General features: G+C 67.0%; 14 protein-coding genes. 10 read left to right on the top strand and 4 right to left on the bottom strand.

The features are described 5' to 3' along the window. Both M7H19_RS16420 and M7H19_RS16415 read right to left on the bottom strand, forming a co-directional pair. The gene (locus M7H19_RS16420; protein ID WP_298182381.1) at positions 1–861 is read right to left on the bottom strand and encodes a lysozyme; all 861 of its coding nucleotides are present in this window, start codon (positions 859–861) and stop codon (positions 1–3) included. A 326-nt stretch (positions 862–1,187) separates the two neighbouring features. Continuing rightward, entirely contained in the window at positions 1,188–1,799 is a 612-nt protein-coding gene (locus M7H19_RS16415) for a type VII secretion system-associated protein (RefSeq protein ID WP_298182379.1), read from the bottom strand. Positions 1,800–1,854: 55 nt separating this feature from the next. Between M7H19_RS16415 and M7H19_RS16410 the strand changes: the two genes are divergently transcribed. The 7 genes from M7H19_RS16410 to arfB all read left to right on the top strand — a co-directional run bounded on the left by M7H19_RS16410 (position 1,855) and on the right by arfB (position 7,313). Beyond that, the gene (locus M7H19_RS16410) at positions 1,855–2,235 is read left to right on the top strand and encodes a sterol carrier family protein (RefSeq protein WP_298182377.1); all 381 of its coding nucleotides are present in this window, start codon (positions 1,855–1,857) and stop codon (positions 2,233–2,235) included. Positions 2,236–2,393: 158 nt separating this feature from the next. Next, on the top strand, positions 2,394–3,269 hold the full coding sequence (locus M7H19_RS16405; protein WP_298182375.1) for a helix-turn-helix transcriptional regulator: 876 nt from the start codon (positions 2,394–2,396) through the stop codon (positions 3,267–3,269). A gap of 205 nt (positions 3,270–3,474) precedes the next feature. Beyond that, on the top strand, positions 3,475–3,714 hold the full coding sequence (locus tag M7H19_RS16400) for a DUF397 domain-containing protein (RefSeq protein WP_298182373.1): 240 nt from the start codon (positions 3,475–3,477) through the stop codon (positions 3,712–3,714). Beyond that, positions 3,698–4,111 carry a hypothetical protein gene (locus tag M7H19_RS16395; RefSeq protein WP_298182371.1) on the top strand — a complete coding sequence of 138 codons (414 nt, stop codon included), beginning with the start codon at positions 3,698–3,700 and terminating at the stop codon, positions 4,109–4,111. The genes M7H19_RS16400 and M7H19_RS16395 overlap by 17 nt, the downstream gene beginning before the upstream one ends. Positions 4,112–4,197: 86 nt before the next feature. Beyond that, positions 4,198–5,724: an amidophosphoribosyltransferase gene (gene purF / locus M7H19_RS16390; RefSeq protein ID WP_298182369.1), complete on the top strand. Its 1,527-nt coding sequence runs from the start codon at positions 4,198–4,200 to the stop codon at positions 5,722–5,724. A 30-nt stretch (positions 5,725–5,754) separates the two neighbouring features. Continuing rightward, complete coding sequence (gene purM, locus M7H19_RS16385) at positions 5,755–6,825, top strand: phosphoribosylformylglycinamidine cyclo-ligase (RefSeq protein ID WP_298182367.1); 1,071 nt, start codon at positions 5,755–5,757, stop codon at positions 6,823–6,825. Positions 6,826–6,887: 62 nt separating this feature from the next. Then, a complete protein-coding gene (arfB, locus tag M7H19_RS16380; RefSeq protein WP_298182365.1) occupies positions 6,888–7,313 on the top strand; it encodes an alternative ribosome rescue aminoacyl-tRNA hydrolase ArfB in 426 nt (141 codons plus the stop codon). A gap of 34 nt (positions 7,314–7,347) precedes the next feature. On the opposite strand, the gene M7H19_RS16375 is transcribed toward arfB, so the two are convergent. Both M7H19_RS16375 and M7H19_RS16370 read right to left on the bottom strand, forming a co-directional pair. After that, positions 7,348–8,031: a response regulator gene (locus tag M7H19_RS16375; RefSeq protein WP_298182363.1), complete on the bottom strand. Its 684-nt coding sequence runs from the start codon at positions 8,029–8,031 to the stop codon at positions 7,348–7,350. Continuing rightward, a complete protein-coding gene (locus M7H19_RS16370; RefSeq protein WP_298182361.1) occupies positions 8,028–9,611 on the bottom strand; it encodes a sensor histidine kinase in 1,584 nt (527 codons plus the stop codon). Before M7H19_RS16370 ends, M7H19_RS16375 begins: the two co-directional genes overlap by 4 nt. 157 nt (positions 9,612–9,768) lie before the next feature. Between M7H19_RS16370 and M7H19_RS16365 the strand changes: the two genes are divergently transcribed. The 3 genes from M7H19_RS16365 to M7H19_RS16355 are packed head-to-tail and all read left to right on the top strand — an operon-like array spanning position 9,769 to position 12,827. Next, positions 9,769–10,755, top strand: coding sequence for a tripartite tricarboxylate transporter substrate binding protein (locus tag M7H19_RS16365; protein ID WP_298182359.1), 987 nt, complete (start codon positions 9,769–9,771; stop codon positions 10,753–10,755). Next, entirely contained in the window at positions 10,752–11,312 is a 561-nt protein-coding gene (locus M7H19_RS16360) for a tripartite tricarboxylate transporter TctB family protein (RefSeq protein WP_298182357.1), read from the top strand. The genes M7H19_RS16365 and M7H19_RS16360 overlap by 4 nt, the downstream gene beginning before the upstream one ends. 3 nt (positions 11,313–11,315) lie before the next feature. Further along, the gene (locus M7H19_RS16355) at positions 11,316–12,827 is read left to right on the top strand and encodes a tripartite tricarboxylate transporter permease (RefSeq protein WP_298182355.1); all 1,512 of its coding nucleotides are present in this window, start codon (positions 11,316–11,318) and stop codon (positions 12,825–12,827) included. Positions 12,828–12,854 lie beyond the last annotated feature (27 nt).

Here is a 12,854-nt window from a genome sequence, read left to right as displayed (position 1 = left end):
TCAGCCGGTCGCGAGAACCTGCAGCCGCTCGTAAGAGCCGTTGAAGCTGTTCTGGTCGATCGGATCGGAGGTGTACTGCCAGAACGTGTGGAAGCTCCAGTTGTACGGCAGTTCACCCACCGACGAGGCGTAGCGGGCGACCCACAGCGGCACGGTGTCGGAGAAGTCCTCCGCGGTGCCCACGCACTGGTTCCACCAGCTCGTCGACGTGTAGATCACCGGCCAGCGGCCCGTGCGGGAGTGGTAGGTGTCGTGGAAGTCCCGGATCCAGGCCCCCATCTGCGACTGGCTCAGGCCGTAGCACGTCGCGCCGTACGGGTTGTACTCCAGGTCGATCACGCCCGGCAGCGTCTTGCCGTCAGCGGACCAGCCGCCGCCGTTGTCGACGAAGTAGTTGGCCTGCACCGCGCCGGACGACACGTCGGGCAGAGCGAAATGGTATGCCCCGCGGATCATGCCGATGTTGTAGGAACCGTTGTACTGCTGCGTGAAATAGGGATTCTTGTAGCTGGTTCCTTCGGTGGCCTTGACGTAGGCGAATCGTTTGCCCTGACTCCACCAGTAAGACCAGTCGACGTTTTCCTGCCAGCCACTGACGTCGATGCCCGGAACGGTGGCGTACGCTTTCGCGCCGTCGGAGTTGAGGCCCTGAGGTTCGAGCGCCTGGCGTTTCGTGAAGGCGTTGGAGTGGTCGCCCTCGATTTCCCTGATCTGTGAACCCAGCGCTTGACCGTGTCCGGTCACGCGCGTGTCCGTGTCGGTGTCGGCCGTCGCGGGAGTCAACGCGCCGAGCAGGAGCGCGCTGACCGACCCGGCGACGACGGCGGCGGCTACACGCCACCTTCTCCGTCCGATGCCCATCGGGTCTGTCCTTTCACCATCAACTGTGCCCTCGCTACGAACCGCTCACTCAAAGTGGCGGTTCGGCCGTTGATTATGTGCGCAGCTCGCCGAGGTTGTCACTAGTTGGCGTGACGACTTTGGTCCAAGTGGGTAATTTTCGTAACTGATTCCCGACTAAAGATGGGGCCAAGGCACAGCGGGCCCCCAGGCTCCCGGTCAGCGGCACCGGATCATGGGCGAGTCGGCACGTCCGCCCACGCCGACTCAGCGGCACCGGATCGGGGCGGATCGGTGTGGGCGGTTCCTTGCCGATTCAGCGTCGACTCAGCCGACCCAGCAGCGACTCAGCGGCGCCGGGCGCGCACGCGAGCCAGCTCCTCCGGAGTCACCACGGCCGTGATGGCGTCGTCCGGATTCAAAGCGAGCGGATTCCCCCCGAGCAGTTCGATGATGTCCCTGCCTCGCACCGCACGGGCGTGCGGCCAATCGCGTGGTGCCAGCGACTTGGCCGTGTACGCGGGCACCACGACGTTGCCGTCGAGGTCGTAGAACCCGACGAGGGTGCGCTGCGACGGCGTGTAGGCGAACACGAACAACTCTGCGTCGAGAACCGCGGGAGCGAGGTCCTCCAGAGGGCGGTGCTGTGTGTGGATGAGCTGGAGCAGGTACTCCAGGTCGCTGCTCGGCTCGGGGAAAGCCAACGCCTGAGGGGAGGGCCGGTACTGGTCGTTGAAGTGGAAGTCGTCGATGATCTCGCCGTCGGCGTTCACCGGGTAGGCACCGACCACGGCCCACGACGGCACGTTGCCGTTGGGGTCGAAGGCCTCGTCGACGACGTATAACCAACTGTTGGGATTCGCCCGCGCGTTGGCCCGCATCTCCTGAGTGATCTCGGGTTTCCGGATGGCGACGGACTGTTCGGGCACGAGGCGGTCTGAATCGTCGCGTTGGGCCATATGCTTCCCCACGTCGTGTACGTGCCGGTCGTTGGAACCACCTTACTGTGGAGACATGCCATCTTCACGCTTTGTTGATCCCGGCGAGTTGCGTGTCGCGTGCGAGAAAGTGGAGCCGTGGCTGGCCGGGACCGGTCCCAAGCCCGAGCGGGCCGATGTGGCGAAAGCCGTGCGGTTGAGTCTGAGGAAGCTCGCCGAATTGGCCCCCGGGCGCAGTGTCGAGGTGCGGGTCCCGCCGTTCGCGGCAGTCCAATGTGTAGCGGGTCCTCGGCACACGAGGGGCACGCCGCCGAACGTGGTGGAAACGGACCCGAGGACGTGGCTGGAACTCGTCCTCGGCCGTCTCAAATGGACTGATGCGGTGGAGGAGGCCAGGGTCGACGCCTCGGGTGCCCGTGCCGATATCGCGCAGTGGCTGCCGATTGTGCGGTTGTAGTCGCGCCCTGCGCGAAACAGCCGTCTTGACGTGGTCGACCCGCGGAGTACTTTCAGTGATCAGTGATCAAGTGCTTTTCTCGGGTACCATCCATCAGCCGCGCGCGGTGTTGACCGACGACGTGAGACGACGTGAGTGGAAGGAACGGGCAGCGAGAGATGGCAGCGCGAGACGGTTCCGGGGTCGAATACAGCACCCCCACCGCTCGTCGAATGATCGTCGGTGCACAACTCCGTCGGCTGCGGGAGCAAGCGGGGATCAGCAGGGGCGATGCCGGCTACCACATTCGCGCGTCGGAATCCAAGATCAGCCGCCTGGAGTTGGGCAGGGTCGGTTTCAAGGATCGCGATGTCGCCGACCTGTTGACGCTGTACGGGGTCACCGACCCCGACGAGCGCGGGATGTTGCTCGGCATGGTCGAGGAGGCCAACCAGCCCGGCTGGTGGCAGAAGTTCAACGACTACACACCCAAGTGGTTCGAGCCCTACCTGGGGCTTGAGGAGGCGGCTTCCCGGATACAGACGTACGAGCTGCAGTTCGTGCCGGGCCTGTTGCAGACGGCGGATTACGCGCGGGCCGTCATCACCCACGGGCTTCCCGACGCGGCGAGCGAGGAGGCCGAGGCGAGGGTGGCGTTGCGGATGCGCAGGCAGCGGTTGTTGCGGCGGCCCCGCGCGCCGAAGTTGTGGGCGGTGCTGGACGAGTCGGTGATCCACCGTCCCATCGGTGGGCGGAAAGCGCACCGCGAGCAGCTGGAGCACCTGCTGGAGGTGACCGAGCTGCCGCACGTCACGGTGCAGGTGGTGCCCTATGACCGCAGTGGCTATGCCGCCGAGGGCGCGTTCACGTTGTTGCGGTTCGCTCAGCCCGAGCTGCCGAACATCGGCTATGTTGACCACATCGCCGGTGGGATGGTCCTGGAGCGTCCCGAGGAGATCGAGCGGATCGGTCGTTCACTCGATCGACTGGCCGTGGACGCCGAGACGCCGGAGCGGTCCCGGCAGGTGATCGCGAAGGTGTTGGCGGAGAGCTGAACCTGCTATCTGCGTCGATGCTCGGTTTCGACGCAACCGGCCCGAGGTTGCCCGTTGTGATCTTGATCATCGTGTGGCGGTTCCTGCCGAAATCCCGGTTGCACGTGCATCCACATTTGCGCGCGGCGCTGCTACAGTTCGTGCACAGTCAGCTGCACGTGCAGATGCATCCTCCAAAAGGTGTTCAGTCGGGAAGGTGAGGGTCATGGCGAAAGCGATTCACAACGGCGTCTCCTCCGAGCTGCTGTCGGATGTGACGTGGCGCAAGAGTTCTTACAGTGGCGCGATGGGTAACTGCGTCGAGGTCGCTCGCCTGGCCTCCGGGGAGATCGCCGTGCGGAACTCGCGCGACCCCCACGGACCCGCCCTCGTCTACACCAAGGCCGAGATCGCGGCGTTTCTCGCAGGCGCGAGGGACGGTGAGTTCGATGACCTCGCAGTCTGAGGTCGTCGACGCCGAGGTCGCCACCGAGGAGACCGTCGTCGAAGACGTGCTCGGCAGGCTCATCGAGCGCGGCTACAGGTTCGTGCACCCTCGCGACGCCGAGGGAGACATCGTCACCGTCGTCGGCGTGCGAGCGCACGGCAGCGTGGTCGACGTCGTCCGCCTCGACGCGGAGGACGAGGTCACGGCCATGCGAATGCCCGAGGGTGAGTCGGACGTCCTCTCACCCGCCACCGTGCTGTGGCGCAAGGACGGCGGCATGTGCGAGGTCGTGGACGCGCTGCTCGATCTGCCCGATGCCCCCGGACCGCAACCATCCGGTCAGGACTTCACCGCGCGGGGCTGCTGGATTCACAGCGACCGGGGGCAGGCCAGGTGGCTACGCGCCACGGCGTGAGCTTCGCATCACGAGAACGGGTCGCCGACAGGCCTTCTCGGCCTAAACTGACGGCGGCCCGTTCTCGTATGTAGGGGAGCCTTTCGGTGGAGCAGATCGAGGCGGAACCTCGGGAGGAATGCGGCGTCTTCGGCGTGTGGGCGCCTGGCGAGGACGTCGCCAAACTGGCGTACTACGGGCTGTACGCCCTCCAGCACCGCGGCCAGGAGGCGGCCGGCATCTCGGTGTCGGACGGTAAACGCATCGTCGTCTTCAAAGACCTCGGCCTCGTCAGCCAGGTGTTCGACGAACAGGTGTTGTCGTCGTTGCAGGGACATATCGCCGTGGGCCACTGCCGCTACTCCACCACCGGGGGCGGAACCTGGGAGAACGCCCAGCCGGTGTTTCGCACCACGAAGGCCGACACCGGGCTGGCCCTCGGTCACAACGGGAATCTCGTCAACACCCACGTACTGCACGAACGTGCCCGCGAGCTGGGCATAACCGAACGCGACGGTGCCACCACCGACTCCGACCTGCTGTGCGGCCTGTTGGCCCACGCCGCCGCCGACAAGGGCATCGAAGGGGCGGCCATGGAGCTGCTGCCGACCGTGCGCGGTGCGTTCTGCCTGGTGTTCGCCGACGAGAACACGCTCTATGCGGCACGTGATCCACACGGCGTCCGGCCGCTGGTGCTCGGAAGGTTGGAGCGCGGTTGGGTGGTCGCGAGCGAGACGGCCGCCCTGGACATCGTCGGCTCCTCGTTCGTGCGTGAGGTGGAGCCGGGCGAACTGATCGCGATCGACTCCGGTGGCCTGCGGTCCTCCCGATTCGGCAGCCCCGAGCCCAAAGGGTGCGTGTTCGAGTACGTCTACCTGGCGAGGCCGGACACCACCATCGCGGGTCGTAGCGTGCACGCCACCCGCGTCGAGATCGGCCGTCGACTGGCCGAGGAGCATCCGGCCGACGCGGACCTGGTGATTCCCGTGCCCGAGTCGGGAACCCCCGCGGCCATCGGCTATGCGCAGGCCTCCGGCATCCCGTACGGGTCCGGGCTCGTCAAGAACAGCTACGTCGGGCGCACGTTCATCCAACCGTCGCAGACCATCCGCCAACTCGGTATCCGGCTCAAACTCAACCCGCTGCGCGAGGTCATCCGAGGTAAGCGACTGGTCGTGGTGGACGACTCCATCGTGCGCGGCAACACCCAACGCGCGCTCGTGCGGATGTTGCGCGAGTCCGGGGCCGTGGAGGTACACGTCCGGATCGCGTCGCCACCCGTGCGCTGGCCGTGTTTCTACGGAATCGACTTCGCCGCCAAGGCCGAACTGGTGGCCAGTGGCGCCGATCTCGACGGTGTCCGTCGCTCCATCGGTGCGGATTCACTGGGATATGTGTCACTGGACAGTCTGGTCGCGGCGTCCGATCAGCCCGCGTCGAGACTGTGTGCGGCCTGCTTCGACGGCAACTACCCGATCCCGCTGCCCGACGAAGAGCTGATCGGCAAGCATGTATTGGAGCACCTCGGTTCGGACGAGGACGCGGATTCCACCGAGAACACCGACGAGCCGTCTCGTCGTCTGCCCAGCGCGTCCCCGGGGTACGGTGCCGAGGGTGCCGTTCGGCGTCCCTAACCGTTACGAAGTGAGGATGGAGCCGCTTCCGTGAGCGAGTCCGCGCGCGCCACGTACGCCGCTGCCGGTGTCGACATCGACGCCGGTGACAAAGCCGTCGAACTGCTCAAGCCCCATGCCGAGAGGGCGACCAGGCCCGAGGTCGTGGGCGGTGTCGGCGGTTTTGCCGGGTTGTTCGCGCTCAAGGCGGGCCGTTGGACGGAGCCGCTGCTTGCGTCGTCGACCGACGGCGTGGGTACCAAGACCGCCATCGCGCAGGCGTTGGACAAGCACGACACCGTGGGTATCGACCTGGTGGCGATGGTGGTGAACGACCTCGTGGTCACCGGGGCCGAGCCGCTGTTCCTGCAGGACTACATCGCTGTCGGCAAAGTGGTGCCGGAGAAGATCGAGGCGATCGTGTCCGGCATCGCGGAAGGCTGTGTGCGCGCGGGTTGTGCGTTGCTCGGAGGCGAGACCGCCGAGCACCCGGGGATGATGGGCGAGCACGACTACGACCTGTCCGCCACCGGGGTGGGCGTGGTCGAGGCGTCGGCCGTGCTCGGGCCGGAGCTGGTACGCCCGGGTGACATGGTGATCGGTCTCGGCTCGTCGAGCCTGCATTCGAACGGGTATTCGCTGGCGCGGCACGTGTTGCTCGACATCGCCCGGATGCCGCTGGAAGGGCACGTCGAGGAGTTCGGTCGCACGCTCGGCGAGGAGCTGCTGGAGCCCACGCGCATCTACGCCAAGGATTGCCTCGCCCTGGTCGCCGAGGCGGAGGTCCGCACGTTCGCGCACATCACCGGCGGCGGGCTGCAGGCCAACCTGGAGCGAGTCCTGCCCCACGGCGTGGTCGCGCAGCTCGAACGACACACGTGGACACCCGACCCGGTGTTCGCCTTGATCGCACAGCGAGGCCGGGTGGAGCGGGCCGAGATGGAACGCACGTTCAACATGGGTGTCGGCATGGTCGTCGTCGTGGCACCCGAGGACGTGGACAGGGCGCTCGCGGTGTTGACGGCTCGGCATGTGCCCGCCTGGGTGCTGGGCGAGGTGCGTGCCACGGACGATCCGGACGCCCCGCGGGTGTCGTTGACCGGCGACCACCCGCGGTTCTAGGTCGCGCGGTGTTTCGGTGGCTGAGACATGGTTGATGGCATGGTTGATGGCATGGCTGAGGCATGGTTGAGGCACTGCGGGTCACCTCGCGGTTGGTGATTCCCGAGTCGGAGTTGTCCGAGCGGTTCTCGCGTGCCTCCGGCCCGGGTGGGCAGGGTGTGAACACCACGTCGTCGCGGGTGGAGTTGTCCTTCGACGTGTCGCGCTCGCCGGCTGTGCCGGACGACTTGCGCAAGCGTTTGCTCGCCCGGTTGAACAGCAAACTCTCGGGCGGGGTGCTGACCATCGTGGCGAGCGAACATCGTGAGCAGTTGGCGAATCGCCGCGCCGCGCGGGAACGGCTGGCGACGGTGTTGCGGCAGGCGGCGGCGCCACCGCCGAAGAAACGCCGGCCCACCAAGCCGACGAAGGGCTCACAGGAACGTCGACTGGCGGCCAAGAAGCGGCGCGGGCAGCTCAAACGTAACCGGAGGTCGTGGGACGAATAGCCGGCCGCGCCGGGCCGCCGACGCGCGTCTTGGGTCATCCCCGCCAGTGGTACCGCCGTTCGGGGCGGCCCGTGCCGCCGTAGCGCAGGCGTACCTCGGCCTGGCCGGTCTCCGCGAAATGTTCCAGGTACCGGCGGGCGCTCGGGCGTGAGAGTCGAGTGACGTGGGCGCATTCGGTCGCCGACAACCCTTCCGGGTGCTCGGTCAGCGCCGCCCGCACCAATTCCGCCGTCTGCTCGGTGAGGCCCTTCGGTAGAGGTGCCGTGCTGCGAGGCCGCCCGCCGAAGACGTCGTCGACCTCGTGTTGCGCGGCGGCGGGGCGGGAGGACAGTTGTGCGAGCTTCCGGTGCAACGAGCCCACGTGGTCGAGCTGATCACGCAGCGCCGAGTACGTGAACGGTTTGATGAGGTAGTGCAACGCACCGCCGCGCAGGGAGCCTCGAATGGTGTCCACGTCCCGCGCCGCGGTGATCACGATGACGTCGATGTCCACGGTCGCCGGGTCGGCCCGCAACTCCCGCAACACGGTGAGTCCGTCGATGTCGGGAAGGTAGATGTCCAACAGGATCAGGTCGGGGCGTTCGTCCCGGGCCATGTTCAGTGCCGCGGCCCCCGAGTGCGCCGCGCCGACCACGGTGAAACCCGGTGTGCGGTTCACGTAACCGCTGTGCACCTTCGCCACCATGAAGTCGTCGTCGACCACCAGCACCCGGATCACGGTAACACTCTCTCCGGTGCCTTCTCGTACGGCAAGACCGCTGTGAACACCGCACCACCGTCGTTTCGTAACTCCACTCGGCCGCCCCTGCGGTGGCAGGTCTGCCTGGTGAGTGCGAGGCCGAGGCCACGGTCGCCGTCGTGTTCGGCCGCCTTCGTGGTGAACCCGTGGGTGAACACCTCGGTCGCGATCTCCGGTGCCACACCCGGACCCGAGTCGCGGACCACCACCGACACCCCGTCGTCCCGTTCTCGCACGTCGATCTCGATCCACGCCTCCGACGCGCCACGTACCGCGTCGAGTGCGTTGTCCACGAGGTTGCCGACCACGGTCACCAGGTCCGCCGACATACGCTCGTCGGTTTCGGGCAGATAGCTGTCGTCGGTGAGCCGCAGCCCCACACCCTGCTCGGCGGCGAGGCTCGACTTGGCGATCAACAACGCGGCCACGGCGGTGTCCTGGACGCGAGCGCTCACGGTGTCGTGCCACTCCCCGCTGACCCGGTTGACGCGGTTCACGTAGTTGCGTGCCTCGTCGTACTCGCCGAGTTCGATGAGCCCGGCGATCGTGTGCATCCGGTTGGAGAACTCGTGCGCCTGCGCGCGCAGGGTGTCCGTGGTGCGTGATGTGGCGGCCAGTTCCTCCCGGAGCGCCGCCAGCTCGGTTCTGTCCCGCAGTGTCACCACGGCACCGAGTTCACGACCGTCCCGGTGCACCGGCATCCGGTTCAACACCAGCACCCGGCCCGCGCGCAGCACGATCTGGTCGTCACCACTGGCCTGCCCGGTGAGGACGTCCCGCAGGCGACCGCCGACGCCGAGATCGTTCACGGCGGTGCCCACACAGTCGTCGGGCAGCGCGAGCAGTTCTCGCGCGTGGTCGTTCACGAGCGTGATGCGGTGTTGCTGGTCGAGCGCGACGACACCTTCCTTGATGCCGTGCAGCAGGGCCTCCCGGTGTTCCACCAAGCCGGTGATCTCCCGGGGTTCCAGTCCGAGGGTCTGCCGCTTCACCCGCCACGACAGGAGCAGGGAGCCGGTGACACCGAGGACGAGCGCGATGCCCAGCAACGCGAGCGCGTCGGCCGGCCGGTTCGCCAGTCCTTCGAAGAAACCCGGTGTGGCCTTGCCCGCAGCGACGATGCCGAGCACTTCTCCGCGATCACCGAGCACGGGAACGTGGGCGACCAGCGAGTCGCCCACCTCGCCGACCCACGACCGGCCGTGTGTCACGGTGCTCTCACCGAGCGGCAGCCGGGTGCGCAGCTGCGCCGGATCGGGCGAGGTCAACACCGTCCGGTCCGGGTCGGCGATGATGACGAAATCGGCGCCGGACAGGCTGCGGGCGCTTTCGGCGAAACTCGGCAGCGGGTCTCGGTTCACCGGATCGGAGAGGCTTTCCCGTACGCCGGGGACGGCGGCCACGTTCTCCGCCACCGACAACAGCGCCCGCCCCTCGTGGGTGACGAAATTGTGGTTGGACTGGATCACCGAGTACGCGGTGACGCATCCCAGCAGAGCGAACACCAACGACAGGTGCCATCCGAGCAGTTGCCGTGCCAGCGATCCCTTGCCACCCACGCGCTCACTATGACACCGGCGAACCGCCACAGGCCTCGTGAGCCGTGTGACCACAAAGACCACAACGAGCGTTATGCCCGTAACCGCGACGTCGCCGTGAGGGCTCGTGCACGATGACCCGTTGACACGAAAGACCCTGCTCACAGCGAGGTGAGAATTGCGCCAACCCAAGACGTGGCTCGCGGTGCTCGGCGCGGCACTGCTCGTTCTGCTCGTGCCACCGCTCGTCTCGTCAGGCGGGGACGATGCGGATTCACGCATCCGCGGTTTGCGGTTGATGGTGCCCAACACTCCGGGCGGTGGCTACGACATCACCGCGCGCACCGCCGCGAGGGTGGTCGAGGACAACGACCTGAACGGTCCCACCGAGGTGTTCAACCTTCCCGGCGCGGGAGGGACGGTGGCGCTCGGACGGCTGGTCAGCGAGCGCGGCAACGGCAAACTGGCGATGTCCATGGGCCTTGGTGTCGTCGGCTCCGTCTACACGAACTCGTCGCCGTCCACGCTTCGAGACACGACGCCGATCGCGAAGCTCACCGAGGAATCGGACATCATCGTGGTGGCCAAGAACTCGCCCTACCACGACATTCACGAGCTGCTGGACGCCTGGAAGGCCGATCCCGGCGCTCTGCCCGTCGGCGGTGGTTCCGCCCCCGGTGGTCCGGATCACCTGGCGCCGATGCTGACCGCCAAGGCCGTCGGCATCGACCCGAAGGACGTCACCTACGTGCCCTTCGACGGCGGCGGCGAATTGATGGCATCGGTGCTCGGGGGCAAGGTCGCGTTCGGCGTGTCCGGCATCGGTGAGACACGCGACCAGATCGAGGCGGGCGAGCTGCGGGCATTGGCCGTCACGAGCCCGGAACGTGTGCCGGGTATCGACGCGCCGACCTTGCAGGAGGTCGGTGTCGACGTGAGCTTCACCAACTGGCGCGGGATCGTCGCACCGCCCGGGCTGTCGGACACCGACCGGCAGAAACTGATCGATCTGTTCACCGCGATGCACGGCACCGAACAGTGGCAGGAGGCGCTGCGCGTCAACGGCTGGAGCGACGCCTTCTCCACCGGTGCCGAGTTCGAGGAGTTCCTCGGCGAGGAGAGTGACCGCGTCGCGTCGGTGCTGAAGGAGTTGGGGCTGGCATGAGCTCGTCCGTCGACAACGTCATCGACCCGCCCGTCACCGGGGAGGAAGCCACTCGGCGTTCGTGGCGCGACTGGTGGCGGGGACGCGCCGAACTGGGGTTGTGCGCGTTCCTGTTCGTGCTAGGAGTGCTCGTCCTCATCGACGCGTTGAGCCTGTCCACCGACTTCACCCAGCGCGGACCGTTGGGGCCGAAGGCCGTGCCGGTGATCGTGGGCACGCTCCTGCTCGTGGTCTCGGTGTTGTTAGCCCGCGACGTCCTCCGTGGCGGGCGGGGCGAGGCCGAGGCCGGGGAGGACATCGACCTGTCGACACCCGCCGACCTGCGAACGGTGCTGTTGCTGGCGGCCGCGTTCTTGGTCAACGCCGTGTTGATCGATCTCGTCGGGTTCCCGATCTCGTCGGCGCTGATGTTCTGGGGCGCCGCGTATGCGCTGGGTAGCCGCAACACGGTGCGGGATCCTCTGATCGCGGCGGTGTTGTCGGTGGTGACGTGGTTTTTGTTCAACGAACTGCTGGGTGTGTCCCTGCCCGGTGGTCCCCTGATGGAGGTGCTCTAGTCGATGGACTTCGCATCGTCCTTGTCGAATCTGGTCGACGGCTTCGGCACCGCCCTCACCCCGACGAACCTGTTGTTCGCCGCCATCGGTGTCGTACTCGGCACCGCCATCGGGGTCCTGCCGGGCATCGGGCCCGCGATGGCCGTGGCCCTGTTGCTGCCGGTCACCTACGGGTTGGAGCCGACGGGTGCGTTCATCATGTTCGCCGGCATCTACTACGGCGGCATGTTCGGCGGGTCGACCACGTCGATCCTGCTCAACACTCCCGGTGAGAGCGCGTCGGTGGTGGCCGCCATCGAGGGGCACCCGATGGCCAAACGAGGTAGGGCGCCGCAGGCTCTCGCCGCGGCCGCGATCGGCAACTTCATCGGCGGACTGATCGGCACGATCGCGTTGGTGCTGTTGGCTCCGATGGTGGCGTCGCTGGCCGTGGGGATCGGCGCGCCCGACTACTTCGCCGTGATGGTGCTGGCGTTCGTGGCCGTCACGTCCGTGCTCGGCCGTTCGCGTGTTCGGGGATTCGCGTCGCTGCTCATCGGGTTGACCATCGGCCTCATCGGCCTCGATCAGATGACGGGGCAGGCTCGGCTCACGTTCGGTTCCCTGCATCTGGCCGACGGTGTCGACGTCGTCATCGTCGCCGTGGGTCTGTTCGCCGTCGGTGAAGCCCTGTGGGTGGCGGCCCATCTTCGACACAAGCCCGATAAGCCGTTGCCCGCCGGACGTCCGTGGCTCGGTGGGGACGACATCCGGCGTACCTGGAAGCCGTGGTTGCGTGGCCCGGTGATCGGTTTCCCGTTCGGGGCCATCCCGGCCGGTGGTGCCGAGATCCCGACGTTTCTGTCCTACATCACCGAGAAGCGGCTTTCCAAGCGCAAAGAGGAGTTCGGCGAGGGAGCCATCGAAGGGGTCGCGGGCCCGGAGTCCACGGCGAGTGCCTCGGCTGCGGGCACCCTGACGACCATGCTCACGCTCGGCCTGCCGACCACGGCTGTCACCGCGGTGATGTTGGCCGCTTTCCAGCAGTACGGCATCCAGCCTGGCCCACTGCTGTTCGACCACGAGGCCGACCTGGTCTGGGCGCTCGTGGCGAGCCTGTTCGTCGGCTTGACGCTGCTGTTGGTGATCAACCTGCCGATGGCGCCGTTGTGGGCAAAGTTGCTGCGCATTCCCCGGCCGTACCTGTACGCGGGAATCCTGTTCTTCGCCTCGGTCGGCGCCTACGCCGTGGGTGGGCAGGTGATCGACCTGCTGCTGCTGTTCGCGATCGGCGTGATCGGGTTCACGATGCGTCGGTTCGGGTTGCCCGTGCTCCCCGCTGTCATCGGGGTGATCCTCGGGCCCGCCGCCGAGTTGCAGATGCGTAGGGCGCTGCAGATCAGCAACGGTGAGCTCACCGGCCTGGTGAACTCGCCGATGGCGATGGTGGTCTACGTGATCGTCGCCGTGATCCTGCTCTGGCCGGTGTTGCGCGGTGTGGTGTCGAAGCGGCGGGAGAAGACACCCACCGGCTGATGAAGGCGGCGTCAGTGGGCTCTGTCA

Source organism: Saccharomonospora sp. (assembly GCF_027317685.1).
GTDB lineage: Bacteria > Actinomycetota > Actinomycetes > Mycobacteriales > Pseudonocardiaceae > Saccharomonospora.
This window is presented reverse-complemented; position numbering and strand designations above follow the sequence as displayed.

Bases quoted from the DNA above. Each gene is read 5' to 3' on its own strand.
- M7H19_RS16420 (WP_298182381.1), bottom strand. From the start codon at position 861: ATGGGCATCGGACGGAGAAGGTGGCGTGTAGCCGCCGCCGTCGTCGCC.
- M7H19_RS16415 (WP_298182379.1), bottom strand. From the start codon at position 1,799: ATGGCCCAACGCGACGATTCAGACCGCCTCGTGCCCGAACAGTCCGTC.
- M7H19_RS16410 (WP_298182377.1), top strand. From the start codon at position 1,855: ATGCCATCTTCACGCTTTGTTGATCCCGGCGAGTTGCGTGTCGCGTGC.
- M7H19_RS16405 (WP_298182375.1), top strand. From the start codon at position 2,394: ATGGCAGCGCGAGACGGTTCCGGGGTCGAATACAGCACCCCCACCGCT.
- M7H19_RS16400 (WP_298182373.1), top strand. From the start codon at position 3,475: ATGGCGAAAGCGATTCACAACGGCGTCTCCTCCGAGCTGCTGTCGGAT.
- M7H19_RS16395 (WP_298182371.1), top strand. From the start codon at position 3,698: ATGACCTCGCAGTCTGAGGTCGTCGACGCCGAGGTCGCCACCGAGGAG.
- arfB (WP_298182365.1), top strand. From the start codon at position 6,888: ATGGTTGAGGCACTGCGGGTCACCTCGCGGTTGGTGATTCCCGAGTCG.
- M7H19_RS16360 (WP_298182357.1), top strand. From the start codon at position 10,752: ATGAGCTCGTCCGTCGACAACGTCATCGACCCGCCCGTCACCGGGGAG.
- M7H19_RS16355 (WP_298182355.1), top strand. From the start codon at position 11,316: ATGGACTTCGCATCGTCCTTGTCGAATCTGGTCGACGGCTTCGGCACC.